Source organism: Vibrio antiquarius (assembly GCF_000024825.1).
In the GTDB taxonomy this organism is placed as follows: Bacteria; Pseudomonadota; Gammaproteobacteria; order Enterobacterales; family Vibrionaceae; genus Vibrio; species Vibrio diabolicus.
The window spans coordinates 1220267-1238147 of record NC_013457.1; the positions used below are offsets into that span (position 1 = coordinate 1220267).

A 17881-nucleotide genomic window follows, 5' to 3' on the forward strand; every position below is an offset into this window, starting at 1 on the left:
ACTCACCGAGCCGTTGAATATGCAGCAGAAAGTCAGATTCGAATCTGTTCAATAATTATATTTTATTGCTCAAAATAAATACTGACTCCATGTCGCGATTTTGAGTTTTACATCAAATAAGAAAAAGGCTTTTAAGCTGTGTTATTTATCTATTTGTAAAGTAAGGATTTGTCTATTTTTGTAAATGATAATTGATTTCATTAAAAGGTGATTTGCGTCACGTTTGAGTGGTAAATAATCCATTAAAAATGTGAAGGTCATCGAACGAGGATTATATTGATCGGCTTAATCATTGTTATGGGCAATAGTTATGCGCAGTATATTGTTAGTCCCCGCGTTATTACTGTCAGGGTGTGCTCTGACACAACAATCGACGCCGATTCAGCCTGACGCCAATTGGCATGTCGACCAGTTATCGAACGGTATGAAATACCATCTTTACCCAACAAAAGACCAAGAAGTATCGGTCCGCTTGGTTCTGAATGTCGGCTCATTCCAAGAAGAAGCCAATCAAAAAGGTTACGCTCACTTTGTTGAGCACATGGCGTTTAATGGCAGCACGCATTTTACCGGCAACGACGTTGTTAAACTTTTCGAGCAATCTGGTGGTAGCTTTGGTGCCGATATCAACGCCTTTACCACTTATCAGCAAACTTCTTACCAACTTGATCTTGCCAATAATACAAAGCTGGAAGATGCCCTGAAGTGGATGAGAGATATCGGAAACGGACTTCAGTTTGCTCCCGAACAAGTAGAGAAAGAAAAAGGGGTGATTCTTGGTGAATGGCGACGTGCTAACCCGGATGATAAGTCCTTTTCTATGCATGCTTATCAAGCGTCGATTGAAGGCACTATGTATGGTGAACACGACCCAATTGGTACTCGCGAAGCGATTCAAAATGCCTCATCAAGCAAGCTAAAAGCGTTTTACGACAAGTGGTACCAACCACAAAATGCCGAGTTGGTTGTGACCGGTAATATCGACGTGGATTCACTGTCCAATATTATCAAAAACAAATTCTCGAACTGGGAAAGCACCTCGGATACCGTAATAGAGAAGCGCCGCGATATTCGAGTGAACAACGAAAACAGAATCTTGCCAAGTAGCACGATGGAATCACCAAGCCTTCATTTAGTGATTGAGCGTGGTCTAAGTGGCAGCACTACGATTGAACAACAGCATCAAGTGTGGCGTGATGAAGTCGCAACACAGCTAATTCAACAACGTCTGATCCGTGTACTTAATGACGCCGCTGAACCTTTTCAGTATGCTTATGCCCAGCCTTACTACTCCAACTACCAGCGCATGATGTCGGCAGGTATTTCGTTTGCGCCTGAGCGTCGTGAACAAATGCATCAAACTTTCATCAGCACGTTGGCGTCACTGAGAGATTATGGTGCGACTCAATCTGAGTTAGAGAGCATCATGTCAAATTGGCAAGGTGAGCTCGCAAATATTGATTCAGACTGGGACCAACGTAAGCCAAACAGTTATGCAGAAGCGCGCGTTTTTCAAATTGACCAAGGCAGTGTGAGTCAATCAAAAGAGAGTTACGCCCAGAGTTTGTCTGAATTCATCAACAACGAGAATCTAGAGAGCATTAACACGCAATTGAATGCCTTGTTGTCTGAGCAACCAATCTTTGTGATTGGGTTAGGGAAAAGTGAAACGTCAGCTCAGTTCAATGATGTATTTACCGATCTATACAGTGCCTACCTCCAAACTGGCGAAAAACCGTTAGAGATGTATGACAAAGTGGATGGATTCTTACAGCCTACTCAAGAAGGTACCATCACCAGCATGCGTCAGGAAGCGGGTGGCTTTCAAGTTTATACGCTATCAAACGGTGTCGAAGTGTGGTTCCAAAAAGATGCCAAAGCGGGTGGTCGAGCTTATATTTACTATGCGAGCCAAGGTGGTAAAGCCGCCGTTGAACCAGCGTTATATGCTGCGTATGAAATCGCTGCAACGACGGCGATACGCAGTGGGTTAGGGGCATTTTCTGGTTCAGAGTTAGACAGTTACTTACGCAAAAATAACATTGCGCTTAGCGCGATTCTTGATGCGACCAGTCACGGTTCACAAATTACCGCGCCAACAACGCATTTAACTTACGCGTTGAATGGACTATACAATCTAGCGACGGAGATTAAAGTCGACGAGCGCCAGATGGCGGCAGCGAAGCAAGAGTTTAAGCAGCAGAGCGGTGCTTTTTTTGAATCACCGATGGGAAAACTGATTCAAAAAGCAAACGGCAATTCTTATTTGCCAGGTAGTCGTCATCGTATAGTGTCCAGTGATGATGTTGAACAAGTGACTTCCGAGCAGATACTAGCGGTGCATGAGCAACTTTTCAAAACCAACGATGGTTTTAAGATGGTCATTGTGGCCAATGTCGAGCCGGAAGAAATTACGCCACTCTTGCGTAAGTATGTGGCCTCCATCGAGATGCAACCGAGTCGTTCGATTGATTACCATGTTGCGTTCAACACCGACGTGCCGGCGCGAACAGTCGTTGCGGATGGTCATGAACCTTCATCGTTGTATGTAATGCGTTTGACTAACACGAACGATTACCAACGTACGGCAAGGGATACGGTTATCGAAGATATTTTGCAACGTATCAGTAACGCGCGTGTCTTGGATATTGTGCGAGAAGAGTCTAGCCTTGATTACAGCCCAAATATTTACACCGTGACGCAAGATCGCGAACCAATCTCTGATTGGCTCTTGGAATCTCAAGTTGAGCCCGAAGACGTGGCAGTTTTAGATAGCAAGTTAGGCAAAATGTTTGATGACTTGGCTTCGAACATCACGCAAAAAGAGGTGGATACGGCAGCGAAGCAATTGGCGGTAGCGATGCAAGGATTAGATGATAACCCTGCTCAGCGCGCATGGTCGTATACTCGATACTTAGTGCATGATTACGGCGTCGATGTGTTACTTGACGTTGAGAAAGCGGCTAAGAGTGTGACATTAGAAGAAGTGAAAGCGCATGCGAAAGCGGCTTTTGGTCCACAAGCAAAGCGCTCGGTGATGATTTTAAACCCGGCCGAATAATCACTGTAGCTTCTGACGAAGCTCGTGTCTCTAGTAATAAAAAAGACGGCGTGAAAGCCGTCTTTTTTATGCACTTTAACCAAAGAGTTTACGCTGATTTACGCGCAGGTCGCTTTTCATTGTTGGTATTGTTTTCTTTCGTGCTGGCGTTTTCTTGAGCCTTTCCTTTCAGTGTCACCACTTCTTTTTCAGGTAATTCGGCCGCTTCACCAAAGAATTTACCACCAGGTTCGATGCTGAGGTTATTACTCCAGATCCTCCCACTTACACGTCCCTTGGCAAGTACTTGAATGTGTTCTGCGTGACAGTTACCATCCATCATGCCATTGATGATCAGTTGTTTAGCGTAGATCTCACCGTTTACTCGGCCGCTTTCTGCAACGACGAGAGTGCCTTCTACATTAATTTGACCATCGACGATGCCATCAATCTGGACATCGTTTTCTACTTTGAGTTCTCCGCTAACAGCACAGCCTTTGGCGATGAGAGTTGAAGCTGCTGAGCTACTCGTTGTTCCACGGTTTTGATTAAAGATTCCCATCGTATTCTTCGCTCCTTAGTAAAAATGTCTTCGAAATCATTGAGGCTCCAATCGACAAATGGCTTCGGATTCAGTGCTCGCCCAACAAAACGCACCTCGTAGTGAAGGTGAGGGCCAGAAGAGAGCCCACTGTTGCCGGAAATTGCAATCAGTTGCCCTTTTTTGACGAACTGACCGCTTTTTACTTTGAACTTTTTCAAGTGCGAATAAGAACTCGAAAAACCGAAAGAATGTTGCAGCCTGAGGAAGTTACCAGAGCCTTTATTGCTGCGGCGGGTGACTTCCACAACCCCATCTGCTGGGGCATAAACCTTAGTACCGGTATTCACGGCAAAATCGAGCCCGCGATGCATCTTAGCGACTTTTGTCACCGGATGAATGCGCTTACCGAAGCGAGAAGAGAGCCGCGCTTTACCGACCGGAGACCCGCTTGGTATTTGGTTTAACAACACCATGCGAACGTTCGACGTAATCGCCGCCGCATCAAGTCGGGCATCCAAATTATCCGTGGTAGTATGTTCTCCAACTCCAAGGACTTTCTCTAACTCTCCCAAACGCTCCGAAACAAGTTGTACTCGTTCTTCTCGCTCTGAGAGATCACTTTCCAGCTCGGATTTTAATGCTTTCAGTGTGCTGAGCTCTTCACCCATAGTGCGCGAATGTTCTGTCAATTCAGCTTGTTTTAACGCGGCATTATCGACGCGAGTGTACAAGTGATGAATTAAGATCGCGGTTGCGGCCAGAGCAATGACAAAAAAGCATAAAAACGTTTTTAGATTGCGTTGCATCCTTTTACTGAAGTACCAATGTCTGGAGCCATTGATGGTTGATATAGAGATCGTCAACTGGTCTTTCATCGTCTTCTACTGCTCGTATCTGGTATACGTCTCGTCACTGAGTTAACGGGAATGTAAGGAAAACGAACGGGGACCGCTAGAGGCAAATTGGAAAGAAGTGTCAGGCCGTGAGGCGTTTTCAGATATTAGATAAAAGACTCAATAAAGATTTAATATCCTAGCGCTTTTGGTCGTAGTTACTCCAAATCGCTTTATTGAACTGAAGATTTTGATTTGTAAGGTGGTTATCCGAGAAATTAGATTGTGAATATTGCCAATAGCATCCTCACGCAATTCAACTTACTTCACGGTTTACCTTATAAATGTTGGATAATTTATCAAACCGACATTCATTATATCGATAACTTGTTTATGATAGCGGTCGATATAAAAGTGCTATTCAAAGGCTTTAAACCTAAGCGTGATATTTCGCTTAGGAACACATAACTATGACAACGGAGTTGGTCGTGAAAAAACTACTATTGGCTACAGCAGTGGTCGCAGCTGCAGGGGGCGCTGGCTACCTGTACCAAAACAATACTACCTCGAGTGATTCAGTATCACTACTTTCGCAAGTTCCTGCGGATTCGCTCATGGTGACGTATCAGACGGAACCTTTTAATCATTATAAATACATGAATGCATTTGGCACGGCTAACCAAGGCTCGATTGCTGAACTTTTTGCCGATGAATCACTTTCTCCACAGCAACAGTTTGCCGTTAACTTGTTTGATGGATATCTGGAGAGCGCTGCATCGCCAGAAACGTTAAAAGCCTATTTAGGTACCGGAGAAAACATTAATCCTGTGTTGTACACAATCGGTATGGTACCGGTGTACAAATTGAAGATTGAAGACCCTGCCGCGTTATGGAAAACATTGGATCACGAAGAGCAGATGAGCGGTGCTAAGCACGAGCTGGTTAAACTCGGTGAAGTTGAGTTTCGTCGTTACGAGATGACAGATTCGGTTGACCCGCAAGATGGCATTGGCTTGGTTGTTGCCGTGGTTGACAACGTACTTACGTTAACGGTTGATATTCCGCAACTGGGTGTTCAAAACCCGCTTAAAATGGCATTGGGACTTGAGTCACCAAGTCAAAACATTGCGGAGAGTGGACGCCTAGCGGCGTTGCAGGCTAAATACGGCGAAAACAATAACTCTTTCGGTTACTTTGATCACCGTGAATTGGTTAAAGGTTTGACGACGAAAGATGGCAATATCTTTGCGCGTCAAGTCAGCATGCTGGATGCCATTGATCCTGAGCCAACTATTCAGGAGATGCGCTCACCAGCTTGTCATACTGAACTTACTCAAGTTGCAGAAAACTGGCCTCAATCCGTCGCATTTGCGGAATACAAGTTGAAAGGCGAGCAGGCATTCATTAAAGGTGCTTTTGTTGTTGAATCGAAAAATAAAGTGATTCTAGATGCGCTTAAGTCGATTCGTGGCGTTTTGGCAGAATCGAACAATGATAAGAGCTTCTTTAGCATGGCGCTTGGTTTAGACATTAATACGCTAGCGCCATCGATTGGTCAGATTTGGAGCGACTTGACTCAGCCTCAGTACCAATGTTCTTTATTGACACAAATGCAGCAAGAGATGGGTGGCCAAAACCCAGCCGCAGCTGTGAGCATGGGCTCCGGCATGGTTAACGGCCTGAAAGGATTAAGCCTGCAAATGTTTGATATCCACGTTGACACTAATGCTCAGCACGGTGAAGTATTTAGCCAGCTAGATGGTATGTTGTCTCTATCTGCCAATGATCCAATGATGCTGATTCAAACCGCGCAAATGTTCGTCCCTGAGCTTGCTCAATTACAAATTCAGCCGGATAACCAGCCAGTTAATGTCAGTGACCTGCTCGAAATGCACACAGGCTTGAAGATGGATGTGTTTGCTCGCTTAAACGAAAACCATTTTACGCTCTACAGTGGTGAGAATGCCGAAGACGCGAGCAAAGAAGTGATGGCACAACCACTTTCTCCAAATGGCTTGTTCAGTTTTGACTTCGATTCAGAACGCATTTTGGAAGTGTTGGAAAGTGCGTCAGCCGTGACTGGTGAGCCGTTACCTGATGATGTTATGAAAAGCTTACAAGGCGAGCTTGTTGGTGGTATGACGATGGATGTAACAGATCAAGGTATTGGTTTTGAGTTTGATTACCGTGGTGCGACCAAACCCGTGACGGTTGCACAGCAGTAAAACATCGAGTAGAAAAAGGCGGCACTGTGCCGCCTTTATTTCATCGTCGAACTCAGGTTTGTTTACCATCGAGTCGGACATTCATCAAGACTATGACTGCAACCAAACAGGGTTACTCCAGGCCGTGCTGCCGTCTTTATCTTCGACTTCTAAACTTATCCATCCCTCTGCGTCGCTAGGTATAGGTAGCGACAGCTCTATGCGTTGAGTATCAACTTTCGGGTTAATCGTCAGGGTATTCAGCACGTTGCCGCCTTTACCGATCAATCGAATTTCTTTTAGACCATCGGCTGCAACGACGTGGATGTCCCACGTATCGCCAGCTGTTGCTGTTTCACCAAACATAATGTTTTGCGGATAAAGAATAGGGCCTTGTGTTGCGTAGCCATGGCCGGCTTTAAGTGCTTGCGCAAACTTCGACGGCGTTAGCTCGCCATCGACTCTTGCCATCATTCGAATCTGCCCCGTGAGTTGGTTCCACGCATCGTGGGTGTCGGTTCCCGCTGTAAAGTACATTGCTTCACCCAGGTCCCAGAGTTTATGCGCTTTCTTCAACGTTGGTTCATTGTCTACGCGCGCATTAAGCTCCATAAGGTCGAAGCGATCCGTTTTACCACCAGGGACTGCATTTTTAGCGATATTCGTAAAGTAGCCATAATCGTTGTATGGATGGTTCATCGGTACGACTTCAGCCCCCATCTCATGTACGGCGTTAAGTAACGTGTGAACGTCAGCAGTGCCAGGATCGACCTTTAGCTCGGCGCCATTATCGATAGGAAATGGGTTCATATGTCCCCATGATGGCGAAACTTCGATTGACGGGATGAAAGGCACGCCACGTTTCGCAGATAGTTCTGCAAACTTCTGGTGGTTAATGGTTGAGTCATGATCGCTAATGAAAGTCAGGTCAAGATCCGTTGCCAACTGAGCGCGCACAACAATTTCTGGCGGAGTAACGCCTTCCAACACGTTGCCATGATGGTGTAAATCTGCGCCATACCAATGCTGACGGTTAGGAAACGTCACTTGAGGCACTTCTACTCGTTGCTTCGTCGTTTTACCGGATGTTAGGGTTACGTCTAATGTTTGGGTTTTAGCTGTAAAGCCTCCACCAGAGTTGATACCTAATTTGTATTGACCGGGTGCCAGTTTTAGCTCCGCATGACCTGCAGGCAGCAGATCGGTAAAGAAGGTGCGTTTACCCAAAAATTCAACCGGTGGCGCTTGACCTTCAAGGATGGCGATTCTCGCATCTTTGGCCAGACCTGATGTTGCCTCTTCAACTTGAAGTGAGAGAGTTGCTGGGCGTTTTAGAGACGTAAAATCGAGTGTTTGCTCGCTATTTCTCGCCACTTGAATCGATTGCAGCTTGCTGTTTGCGTGACCAGTCGCTGTGCCGTAGATTTGGTACTCACCCTCAGGCAGCGCCATGCTGTACTGGCCATCTTTGGCCAATGTCCAGGCATAGGGTTGTCCTTCTTTTTCGATCATCACGATGGCATCTTCAGGAACACGACCATTATCTGCGCGTAATTGGCCGTTGATGGTGCCTGTCGCTTGTCCTAGTCGGTCAGCTTCTGCCTTGACAATGGGGGCCATGTCTCCATTTGGAACCACTTGTAATCGGGATTGGAAAGTGCGGCTTTCACCTGCTTTCAAGGTATGCCCTAGGTACATGTCACGACCATTGTATTTGACGCGATCAAAATAAGGAGCATGAAGTGCAAAGGCCCAGTCTCGATCATAAGCGACCATGCGATCGGTGAGGGCATTGTCGGCCATGGATTCTTCTTTCCCTTCCAATCCCGGCACGGCAAATTGGTAGCCAGTGTCTGGCCAAATGGTGTGCCCTGATTCTAACGCGAGATCTTTTTTACCTTGGTTGGTCATGACCGTTTTAAGCGCAATTGAGTCAGATCCAGAAGCGAGTGTATACCATGTTGTGATATCAACGTTATCGAAGTTGCGGCTCACTTTAATGACCGCTTTATTGTCGCTGTCTTCGATAATTTCAATGGATTTGCGATCATTCGGCCATGCGGACCAGCTGTTAGGAATGAAGTCAGCAAAGGCAACACGGTCAAGGTCTACTTTGCCATTCTTTACTGCTGCCAAATCGACCAATGTTCCTCGCGGTACGCCCCATGGTGGTGCGGATTCAACAGCGAGAGCGAAGGCGACATGTTTGTTTTGAACGGTAATGTCTTGAGCGTGTGTAGCTTCGCCATCGGGGATCGTGGTCTTTCCTTGTGTGATACTCACTCCCGCATTTGCTGAAGTTCCAAGCAAAAGGCCAGAGATTAAAGTTGCCACTGCACTTTTTGAAAAATTATGCATGAAGACACTTCCTTTTTTTCATGATTTATTATGTGAGTTGTCGATGGCATTGTGCGTTAACTTGATTAGACGTTCAATTAAAAAAGTGAAAGAAATGAAGAGGTCAACTCGTTTATATTATTGTTTTACAATTGATTTCTGAATATTAAGTTTTGATTTTAAAGGTCTTTTGTTGTTTGATTCGTTTTTGTATAGAGTGATAAAAATATTTAGAACACTAATTATTTTGGGAGAGATGTGAACGATTTTTGGCAGCATTGAGCAAACAAAATGATAACAATTACACTGTATATGTGAGAAAAAAGGTCAAGATAGTTCTGAGAACGCATATAATATTTTGAGTTTAATTTGACTTTTTATTCTTTATGTTTGGGTTTTTATCTTTATCTTGTCTCTGACTAAAAGGCCTTTAATAAAGATTAGAGCAAACATAGAGACACTATGTTTTTTGAGTGAACTATATACGGTGGCAATATGTCGAAAACATATCAATTGATTGCTTGAGGTTTAGATGGGGTTTATTCGTAAATATAAACTGAGCATAGTTTTGTTTTTGAGTGGTGTGGCATGTTTAATTGCGTACCACGCTCAGGGCTCTTACGTAGATGAAAATGGCTTATTAGTAGAGTCATTTGGGTTTATCCCTTTGTTTTGGCTCTTTTTAGGGTTAGCCTTCGCCTCTTTTGTGGGCACTTTTTTCAAACACCGTAATCGTAATTAAAGAGCAAACGTGAAGTTTACTCCTTTATCTGAGGATGGGAGTGTTGCTGATATTTTGGTAACTCTTTCCTTAGATTACTAAATGTTGCTCGTGCACTTTGTTTTGATAGTTTGTTGATTAGCCAGATTGGCAAAAGGCCTCCGGGGTCAGCAAACGCTTTGTAGTCAATGAGTGTCGTGCCATTAGTGAGCTTTTGTAATTCCCAAGTTGCAGCAACCGAACGAATGCGAACATAGCCCTTTTGTTCAGCAAGATATGAGTCTGGTGCGCTTTTGATTTTTATCGTGAACCCAAGTTCATCGACCCAATATTTAGAGTAGGTGAGCATATCACGATTTTTTGCAGGCCATGGCGCCGTAAATTGGGTATAAACGATGTTTTCGGTGGCTGATATTTGATTTAAAACCCGGCTATGACTGGCATTGTCAATCCAGTTCGGGATATTGTCACTATCTTCCAGTAGCGTTAAAAATGCGCCATAGCTGGTGGGTGTGAACATCCGAGCACGAATCTCCACCAAACCGTCGGTATGCTCTCGAGAGTAGATAGTGATTCCGTTATCGTCACTATCAAATTGCCAGTACTCGTTGGCTTTCGCGGTGGTGCCAGCGGATATAAAAGTGGCGAGTAGTAGTGCGCCAATTCGTAAATGCAACATCATGTTAGTACCTGCCAACTTATCCTTAGCTAAAGCTTATACGATGTGTTCTTAATTGTAAGAACAATAGTAAGTCTTTTCGTTACTGTTCTGAAGGTTGCTCTGCTCCAAAACCTCGTTGAATATTGGTGAGCGTTATTGCTGCAAACACCACAATAACGATTGATAGATGCCAGGCTTGGCTTAAACCAAGCTGTACCAATGTTAAGCTGACCAATGAGGATACGATCATTTGTCCACCTCCAGACATGGCTGCTGCAGCACCAGCCTGCTTTTTGTAGGGTTGCATTACCATGGCTTGCGCGCAAGGTAGGGCAATGCCGTTACCTAAGATCATTAATAGTTGCCCCAACATTAAATACAGTGGTTCTACCGGGCAGAAGAACAACCATATTGCAGCACTGAGATGCAAGAATGGACTACAAAGTAGCATTCTTTTGTTGCCGATAATTGGCCTTACTCGGTTACAAATCGTGGTGCCGCCTAACATACCTAAAGCGGGAATGAGTGCCCACATTGCGTATTGATCGGATGTCATGCCAATTTGGTCTTGCATGATAAATGGCATCACGGACACGGTCGTTATCATCAGGCTGAAGTTTAACCAACTGATGCTGGCAAAACTCATAAAGTAACGTGACGTCACCAAGTCTCGATACTGGAAAAGCATGTTGCGTGGTGACGGAATAACAGATCGTTTTGCTATGGTTTCTGTAAACTTAAAGGCGATGATTACCCAAGCGAGTGAGACATAACCTAGCAGTGAAATGAACACCATACTCCAACCAAAGTGGAAGTTGATAAAGCCGCCAATCACAGGCGCAATGAGTGGCGTGATCGAAGCTGCCATAGCGATATAAGACATGGCGACAGGGAGCTCATCACCGCTAAATCTATCTCGAGTCGATGCTCTCGCGAGTACCGCGCAGCACCCAGTTCCTAAGCCTTGTAGAAAACGCCCCATCACCATGCCTGTGAAGGTGTCACTGAGGAAAATGATCATTAATAGACCAGACATCGCGATGAGCAAGCCCGTCAGCAGCACTTTTTTTCGACCCAAAGCATCCGATACCGGACCGTAAATGAACTGAGAGGGACCAAAACCGAGTAAGTAAATACTCACGAGCAGTTGGGTTTGATCAAGGGAGATAGAAAAGTCTTTTGCGATCCATGGCAAAGAGGGCATAACAAGCCCCATGCTCAATTGGCCAACACTGATAATAAGACAGGCGAGTAAGATAGTGCGAAAGTTGATTGGGCGACTCATGATGGATCACCATCAGAATAACCTCTTTGCTTTCGTGTTCTGAGGCAGCCTTCATCATCCACTTCATTTAACTTAGATTTGACGCGTTTTACGGTAGATAGGCTGACATCACACTGCTCCGAAACACTCTTCAACGTATAGCCTTCTAACAGCAGCGTTGCGATCTGTTGGTGTTTAGTTTTGTCTGCTGGGCGCCCGCGAAATTTCTGTTTCCACAAATCTGGTTGATCTTTAATGGCTTGCCGTCCTTGCTCTGCGGCAAACAGGCGGTGCTCAGTCTGCACTTTTCCATATCCAGACAACACGGTGAGTAGCGTTTGAGTTTGAACAGAATCCGGTTCAAATGTGAGTGGTTCACAAACGGTTTTCAGTGTGACCCCTTTTGCTAGTAACACTTTGATTGTATTTAACGCCTGACTAAAATCTCGACCAAATGCCGTTAGCCACCAGAGCACCATCGTATCACCTGCTTTGACGATATTGAGTAGCTGTTGGAAAGCTTCTCGTTCTGCTGGAGGCATGCAACCGCGAACCTTATCCTCAAAATGTTGGGCATCAGGCACGAACGCTTTTAGGACACCGAGGTGCTCTTGATAAGCTCGATTCTTTGGCGAGTAACGTGTGTAAAGATAAGTAGCCATATGGACTATACGCCTTTTTAATTTGGTTCATATACTGTAATGGCTCATAAATATACAGAGGTTCATTAATGCTTACAACACTAAATGGACCCGAAGTCGTTAACGGACTTCGGGTCTTTTACTATTAAAGTCGTGTATATAAGCTTTCCGGGTTATTGTTCTATGATTGATCTGATTTCGGGTGGTAATGCAAAATCACCATCGAAGTAGGTGATAGCAAAACCTCGCCTTCAGCATGCCCTGGGTTGAGGTTACGTACGTTTGTGTCGCAGATCGTTACCCATTCTTGCTTTCGCTCATTAGGGAGCTTAAAGCGCGCTGTGGCGTTAGTTTGGTTGATGAGATAGACCAGCTCTTGTCCTTCTTTACCGATACCAAGGTGAAGTGCGACAGAGCTTAAACGGTTCCAATCATCGTGCTCCATTAAGCGACCGTCTGTACGGCGCCAGAAAATACGGTTGTTATTGCGGTTTTCGCCACTGAAAGCTCGGATAAATGGCACCATGTATTGATTTCGGTTGGCGACCATTTGTGACATCCACGTTTTGAAATGTTGCTTACGCTCCGTTTCTCCCCAGTGAAGCCAACTGGTTTCATTATCTTGGCAATAGGCATTATTGTTACCGCCTTGGGTGTGAGACAGCACGTCAGCAGTGAGGATGTGTGGGATTCCAAAAGCAAACAGCAAGCTGGCAATAAGGTTGCGTTTTTGCTTCTCACGCGTGGCGATGATCATCAGATTTTCTGTCTCGCCTTCGACACCGTAGTTTTCTGAGCGATTGTCACCGTGGCCGTCGCGATTTTCTTCGCCATTAGCTTCATTGTGTTTGTGCTTGTAAGACACTAAATCTTGCAGTGTGAAGCCATCGTGATACGTGATGTAATTCACCGTGAGTTTGTATGGCCAGTTCGCTGCACTATAAATATCACGAGAGCCCATTAATCGAGTGGCAAACTCTTTTAAATAGCCTTGATCACCGCGCCAAAAACTGCGGGAAATATCACGCAGTTTGTCATTACATTCGTTCCAACCAAATGGAAAGTTACCCACTTGGTAGCCATTTGGACCAATATCCCAAGGTTCGGCAATCAATTTGGTTTCACGCAAAATAGGGTCTTGCGCAACGGCTTTAAAGAAAGCTGCTTCTGGGTTGTAATCATCGCCTTGACGCCCTAACGTTGCGGCTAAGTCGAAACGAAAACCATCGACTTTAAATTCGCTAACCCAGTAGCGCAATGTATCCATCACAAGGTTTAAAGCGGGTTGATAGGTGAGATCGACCGTGTTGCCACAACCAGTGTAATTTGCGAAGTGGTTGCCATGTTTGATGTAAAAACGGGAATCGAGCGCTTTCAGGTTGAAAATTGTAGGCCCTTCCCCCCCCTCTGCGGTGTGGTTGTAAACTACGTCGAGAATCACTTCGATGCCGTTTTTGTGCAGTTCTCGAATCGTTGTTTTGAGCTCTGTGACGGCGTCTTTTTCTGCATAGCGCGGATCAGGCACCATAAAGAGATAAGGGTTGTATCCCCAATAGTTGACCTTTTCCATCTCTAGTAGGTGAGGCTCATGCATGCACGCAGCGACAGGTAGCAATTGCAGCGTGTTGATATTTTGCTGTTCATAAAAGGCCAGCATTTTAGGTGATGCAAGACCTAAATAGCGCCCCTTCAGCTTGTCCTCAACTTCTGGGTGAAGTTGGGTAAGCCCTTTGACGTGTGTCTCAAACAACACCATCTCTTCTCTTGGTATACGCGGATGATCCGTATCTTGCCAGTCAAAATTATCTTCGATAACGATGCACTTCGGCATATCGAAACTTTTGGCTGGAGAGTAGGGAGGGTGGTAGTGGAGGGCTTTATCAATTGACTTTGCGTAAGGGTCAGAAATTAATAGTGGCTCTTCCTTGTGGGAGACAAGGTAACCGTATTTTTGCCCCGGCTTAATATCCGGAATAAAAGTATGACGTATGTCAGCGTATTCATTCGGTAAATCATGAAGCGCGTAACTGCCATCGTCTGCAAACAGGGCGAGTTTTATGTCTTTATTCCCTGGTGCGTGAATAGAGAAGTTACAACCTTCTTTATTTACAGTTGCACCCAAGGGGTAAGGGCGAGAGAGAAGTCGTGTCATCGGAGATACTTTATTTAATATTTATTGCTACCTTTAGGAAACTATAAGTTAAAAACTTTGTCTTACTAAGGTCAACCACCCTAAATATAAAAATATTCATGTAATTTAATTACTTTATGTGACGGCTTAGAGTCAAAAATATGAAATGGCTATCACTTTGTAGCGGCTCAAAACCGAATAAACTTACTAATTCCTCCCTAGATTGGTGATCTGACTCGAAAAAACACCATTCGGTAAATTTTCTACTCCCTTCTCATCCCCCCTAAATTAGTTTGGGGCGGAGGAAGTCATCCTTGTACGCCTCGGGTAATCTCATAACTGTTGAAACAAACGGGGATTCGTTCCCATCTTACCTCTCTTTCTTTAGGTGTGTTTTTACTGCCTATATTCACCTAAAAGAGTGAGCAGGGAAGACAGAATTATAAATACCCTTAATGGAGTTAAGAATGAAAAAAGTAAGTGCAATTGCTGCTGCTGTGGCTGCAACTTTAGCTGCTGGTTCTGCGTTCGCAGTGGATTTCCACGGTTACATGCGTGCTGGCGTTGGCGTGAACGCTGACGGTGGTCAACAATTAACATTCGAAAAGAACAAGATCGGTCGTCTAGGTAATGAAAGCGATATCTACGGCGAGATTCAACTAGGTAAAGAAGTTTACAACAACAACGGCAAAACGTTCTACGTAGACTCTATGGTTGCAATGACTTCTAATGGTTCAAACGACTGGGAAAGCACTTCTGCTAACTGTGGTTTGGATAACGGCGAAGTGAAATGTGTTGACGATGCACAATTCGCACTACGTCAATTCAACGTTCAAGCTAAAGGCCTACTAAACTTTGCTCCAGAAGCAACACTTTGGGCTGGTAAGCGCTACTACCAACGTCACGACATTCATATCTCTGACTTCTACTACTGGAACATCTCTGGCGCGGGCGCTGGTGTTGAAGGTATCGAAGCTGGTCCAGGTAAAGTTTCTTTCGCTTGGGTTCGTAACGACCGTGGCGATATCGCAGATCCAGGTAACGATGGCGGCGATACAAACGTTAACACTCTAGACGTACGTTATGCAGGTCTTCCTCTGTGGGACAACGGTTCTCTAGAAATGGGCTTGAACTACGCAATCCTTAACGAAACTGACGCTGCGCCAAACGGCACTAAAGATGCGAAAAACGGCGTAATGTTCACAGCAGAATTGACTCAAGGTCTAGACGCTGGTTTCAACAAAACAGTGCTTCAGTACGGTACTGAAGGCTACTCAAAAACAATGGCATTCTACGGCGACGGTAGCTGGTACGGCGCAGAAGCTGATAACGGTGCATCTGGTTACCGCCTAATCAACTGGGGTGTAATCGGCATGGGTGACAGCTGGGAAATGGGTCACCAGTTAGTTTACGGTGTTGGTGAAGACATGTGGGCTGGCCAAGACAAGTGGGAAACAATGTCTGTTGTAGTTCGTCCAATGTACAAATGGGATGACAACCACAAAACTATCTTCGAAGCTGGTTACGCTATCGATGATAACGACGGCGACGAAAACAAATACGGTAAGCTAACTGTTGCTCAAGCATGGTCTGCTGGTTCTAGCTTCTGGGCTCGTCCTGAAATCCGTGTTTACGCTTCTTACCTAACGGCTGACAAAGAAGACAACTCTAACACATTTGACAACGGTCGTTCAGACGATACGTTCCAATTCGGTGTACAAGCTGAAGCTTGGTGGTAATCATCTAACCACTAAGTCCTAAATTGTCCTAGAATGATACAGCCAGAACTTATCTGGCTGTATTTATTTAAAAAACAATAAAGAGTCGAGGTAGACAGTAATGAAAAAATGGCTTGCTCCCGTACTGCTGGGCATGTTGGCTACTGGTTGTGCGTCTGTAGAACAAGTAGAGATGAGTCCAAAAGGTCAGCAACAAGTGATCACTCAATCGGGTGATATTCAATGGGTAACGGTTGATGTACCTGTGGTTACTGAATTCGCTTTGACTGATAAAAGCCAAATGCTGTTGGATGGTAACAGTGCTGGCGCTATTGCAGCGTTTGCTCTTCCGGGCAACCGTGGCAGTCTCGATATCAAATTAGAGACATTCGTAAGTAAAGAACTTCAATTTTATGCTCCTAATGTCGCAGTGATGAACTCGGCAGGAGAAACCATTTACCAAGCAGATTTCTCAAAGTTTAAGTACGAACCAGCAAAACTGTTGGACAACGATAAATTCGTACTTGATCTCAATGTGATTCCAGACATGACAGGTAACGATCTGCATGTATTGGTGTACACGACTTCCGCTGATCTAAAAGGCAGTACGCAAGTTCTGCATCCTGCAAAAGCCTTCGCCATGGCGCGCCACACTCAGCCGCCAGATATTGCAGACCCTTTAGCGAATCACAGCCCACTGGGTCAGTTCCGTTTGTCGGTATCCGCAAATGATATCGTGAATACCAAGATTGTTGCGAAAAACGACAACATTCCTCAAGGTACGGATCTCACTAGCTACTACCACAGCTCAATTGAAGCGGCAGTGGCAGCGAACGATATTCCGAAAGCACTCACCTTGCTCGATGAAGCAAAAGAACTGGGTATTGAAGGTGCACAACAAGTGTTTGTGAAAGCCGTAAATAAAAAATAACTGAATATAAAAGGCCAGCAAAATGCTGGCCTTTTTTCATAGAATATAAACCAATAAAAAATACCCCTACATAGAGTTATCTTATTCACATAATTATTTTTATTGTTTTGTTTTTTATATTGGTTAGATCAATAATTATTGACAGTTCCTAACTTATTTTTTGTACTTAGGAAATAAATAAACTTCTCGAAGTAATTTAAATTCGCAATCCGACGATATTTATTTAGCGTTTGATATTTCCATTTTAATAACGATTAATATTTCTTTTAAACGTTGAGTTTATTTTGCTTTGGATATACTAAAAAGGAATTACGTGAAATGAACATGATGAAGACCTCTCTTGCTGCTGCCCTACTTGTTGCCTTAGTGGGTTGTCAATCGACTGCAGAACCAGAAGCGGCCGCAGAGCCCGTTGTGAATATGTCTCAAGACGAAGTGGTTGCTTTCATGAAAGCGTGTGACAACCCAGATAGCACGGCGAAAGGACCAATTTCTAAACCACTGTTTGTGGTGGGTACGTTTGCGGATTCCGACTGGAAACACGTGCCTCAACGTCAATACACCTACAAAGGGAATAACTTCTACCAAGCTGTAGTTCAAGAAAAAGTAGGTTCCTACAAAATGCAGTATGCGACCGAGTTGTGGTTCCCACAATTTACCGCTAAAGGGAATCGAATGAACGTTGGTGAATTAACACCACTAACATTTGGTGGTTACGGTACAGATACTTCAGTTGATATTAAAGAAGATGGTAAATATGTCTGGAGCCTTCAATTTGAAGGAAAAGGCAAACCGCTTCATGTTATGGTAAATAAGTGTCAATAATATTCCATTCAGTTATTTAAAATCTGTTTTT

At 44.6% G+C, this 17881-nt stretch carries 13 protein-coding genes; 6 read left to right on the forward strand and 7 right to left on the reverse strand.

Annotated features, from left to right (window positions below; all coding sequences use genetic code 11):
* Positions 1-310 precede the first annotated feature (310 nt).
* Positions 311-3061 carry a M16 family metallopeptidase gene (locus VEA_RS20375; RefSeq protein WP_012842411.1) on the forward strand — a complete coding sequence of 917 codons (2751 nt, stop codon included), beginning with the start codon at positions 311-313 and terminating at the stop codon, positions 3059-3061.
* Between the two features lie 88 nt (positions 3062-3149).
* On the opposite strand, the gene VEA_RS23635 is transcribed toward VEA_RS20375, so the two are convergent.
* On the reverse strand, positions 3150-3602 hold the full coding sequence (locus tag VEA_RS23635) for a bactofilin family protein (protein WP_080619267.1): 453 nt from the start codon (positions 3600-3602) through the stop codon (positions 3150-3152).
* Entirely contained in the window at positions 3506-4459 is a 954-nt protein-coding gene (locus tag VEA_RS20385; protein ID WP_005395595.1) for a M23 family metallopeptidase, read from the reverse strand. The genes VEA_RS23635 and VEA_RS20385 overlap by 97 nt, the downstream gene beginning before the upstream one ends.
* A 428-nt stretch (positions 4460-4887) precedes the next feature.
* Between VEA_RS20385 and VEA_RS20390 the strand changes: the two genes are divergently transcribed.
* On the forward strand, positions 4888-6642 hold the full coding sequence (locus VEA_RS20390; protein ID WP_006740830.1) for a hypothetical protein: 1755 nt from the start codon (positions 4888-4890) through the stop codon (positions 6640-6642).
* A gap of 90 nt (positions 6643-6732) precedes the next feature.
* Here VEA_RS20390 and VEA_RS20395 read toward each other — a convergent pair whose 3' ends face one another.
* Positions 6733-8979 carry a CehA/McbA family metallohydrolase gene (locus tag VEA_RS20395; protein ID WP_006740829.1) on the reverse strand — a complete coding sequence of 749 codons (2247 nt, stop codon included), beginning with the start codon at positions 8977-8979 and terminating at the stop codon, positions 6733-6735.
* A gap of 511 nt (positions 8980-9490) precedes the next feature.
* Between VEA_RS20395 and VEA_RS20400 the strand changes: the two genes are divergently transcribed.
* Entirely contained in the window at positions 9491-9700 is a 210-nt protein-coding gene (locus tag VEA_RS20400) for a DUF3955 domain-containing protein (RefSeq protein WP_006740828.1), read from the forward strand.
* Between the two features lie 16 nt (positions 9701-9716).
* Here the strand turns inward: VEA_RS20400 and VEA_RS20405 are convergent, their stop codons facing one another.
* The 4 genes from VEA_RS20405 to glgX form a co-directional block, all read right to left on the reverse strand.
* Positions 9717-10361 carry an START domain-containing protein gene (locus tag VEA_RS20405; protein WP_006740827.1) on the reverse strand — a complete coding sequence of 215 codons (645 nt, stop codon included), beginning with the start codon at positions 10359-10361 and terminating at the stop codon, positions 9717-9719.
* Between the two features lie 79 nt (positions 10362-10440).
* Positions 10441-11625 carry a multidrug effflux MFS transporter gene (locus VEA_RS20410; RefSeq protein WP_006740826.1) on the reverse strand — a complete coding sequence of 395 codons (1185 nt, stop codon included), beginning with the start codon at positions 11623-11625 and terminating at the stop codon, positions 10441-10443.
* A complete protein-coding gene (locus VEA_RS20415; protein WP_006740825.1) occupies positions 11622-12266 on the reverse strand; it encodes a recombinase family protein in 645 nt (214 codons plus the stop codon). The genes VEA_RS20410 and VEA_RS20415 overlap by 4 nt, the downstream gene beginning before the upstream one ends.
* Before the next feature lie 160 nt (positions 12267-12426).
* Positions 12427-14397, reverse strand: coding sequence for a glycogen debranching protein GlgX (glgX, locus tag VEA_RS20420; protein WP_006740824.1), 1971 nt, complete (start codon positions 14395-14397; stop codon positions 12427-12429).
* A gap of 446 nt (positions 14398-14843) precedes the next feature.
* On the opposite strand from glgX, the gene VEA_RS20425 reads away from it, so the two are divergent.
* The 3 genes from VEA_RS20425 to VEA_RS20435 all read left to right on the forward strand — a co-directional run bounded on the left by VEA_RS20425 (position 14844) and on the right by VEA_RS20435 (position 17850).
* Complete coding sequence (locus tag VEA_RS20425) at positions 14844-16115, forward strand: maltoporin (RefSeq protein WP_006740823.1); 1272 nt, start codon at positions 14844-14846, stop codon at positions 16113-16115.
* Positions 16116-16215: 100 nt separating this feature from the next.
* The gene (locus tag VEA_RS20430; protein ID WP_006740822.1) at positions 16216-17025 is read left to right on the forward strand and encodes a MalM family protein; all 810 of its coding nucleotides are present in this window, start codon (positions 16216-16218) and stop codon (positions 17023-17025) included.
* A 318-nt stretch (positions 17026-17343) separates the two neighbouring features.
* Entirely contained in the window at positions 17344-17850 is a 507-nt protein-coding gene (locus tag VEA_RS20435) for a hypothetical protein (protein WP_006740821.1), read from the forward strand.
* Positions 17851-17881: the final 31 nt, after the last annotated feature.

Excerpts from the sequence above, each read along its gene's own strand:
- VEA_RS20375 (WP_012842411.1), top strand. The coding sequence starts at position 311 with ATGCGCAGTATATTGTTAGTCCCCGCGTTATTACTGTCAGGGTGTGCT.
- VEA_RS23635 (WP_080619267.1), bottom strand. The coding sequence starts at position 3,602 with ATGGGAATCTTTAATCAAAACCGTGGAACAACGAGTAGCTCAGCAGCT.
- VEA_RS20385 (WP_005395595.1), bottom strand. The coding sequence starts at position 4,459 with ATGAAAGACCAGTTGACGATCTCTATATCAACCATCAATGGCTCCAGA.
- VEA_RS20390 (WP_006740830.1), top strand. The coding sequence starts at position 4,888 with ATGACAACGGAGTTGGTCGTGAAAAAACTACTATTGGCTACAGCAGTG.
- VEA_RS20395 (WP_006740829.1), bottom strand. The coding sequence starts at position 8,979 with ATGCATAATTTTTCAAAAAGTGCAGTGGCAACTTTAATCTCTGGCCTT.
- VEA_RS20400 (WP_006740828.1), top strand. The coding sequence starts at position 9,491 with ATGGGGTTTATTCGTAAATATAAACTGAGCATAGTTTTGTTTTTGAGT.
- VEA_RS20405 (WP_006740827.1), bottom strand. The coding sequence starts at position 10,361 with ATGATGTTGCATTTACGAATTGGCGCACTACTACTCGCCACTTTTATA.
- VEA_RS20410 (WP_006740826.1), bottom strand. The coding sequence starts at position 11,625 with ATGAGTCGCCCAATCAACTTTCGCACTATCTTACTCGCCTGTCTTATT.
- VEA_RS20415 (WP_006740825.1), bottom strand. The coding sequence starts at position 12,266 with ATGGCTACTTATCTTTACACACGTTACTCGCCAAAGAATCGAGCTTAT.
- glgX (WP_006740824.1), bottom strand. The coding sequence starts at position 14,397 with ATGACACGACTTCTCTCTCGCCCTTACCCCTTGGGTGCAACTGTAAAT.
- VEA_RS20425 (WP_006740823.1), top strand. The coding sequence starts at position 14,844 with ATGAAAAAAGTAAGTGCAATTGCTGCTGCTGTGGCTGCAACTTTAGCT.
- VEA_RS20430 (WP_006740822.1), top strand. The coding sequence starts at position 16,216 with ATGAAAAAATGGCTTGCTCCCGTACTGCTGGGCATGTTGGCTACTGGT.
- VEA_RS20435 (WP_006740821.1), top strand. The coding sequence starts at position 17,344 with ATGAACATGATGAAGACCTCTCTTGCTGCTGCCCTACTTGTTGCCTTA.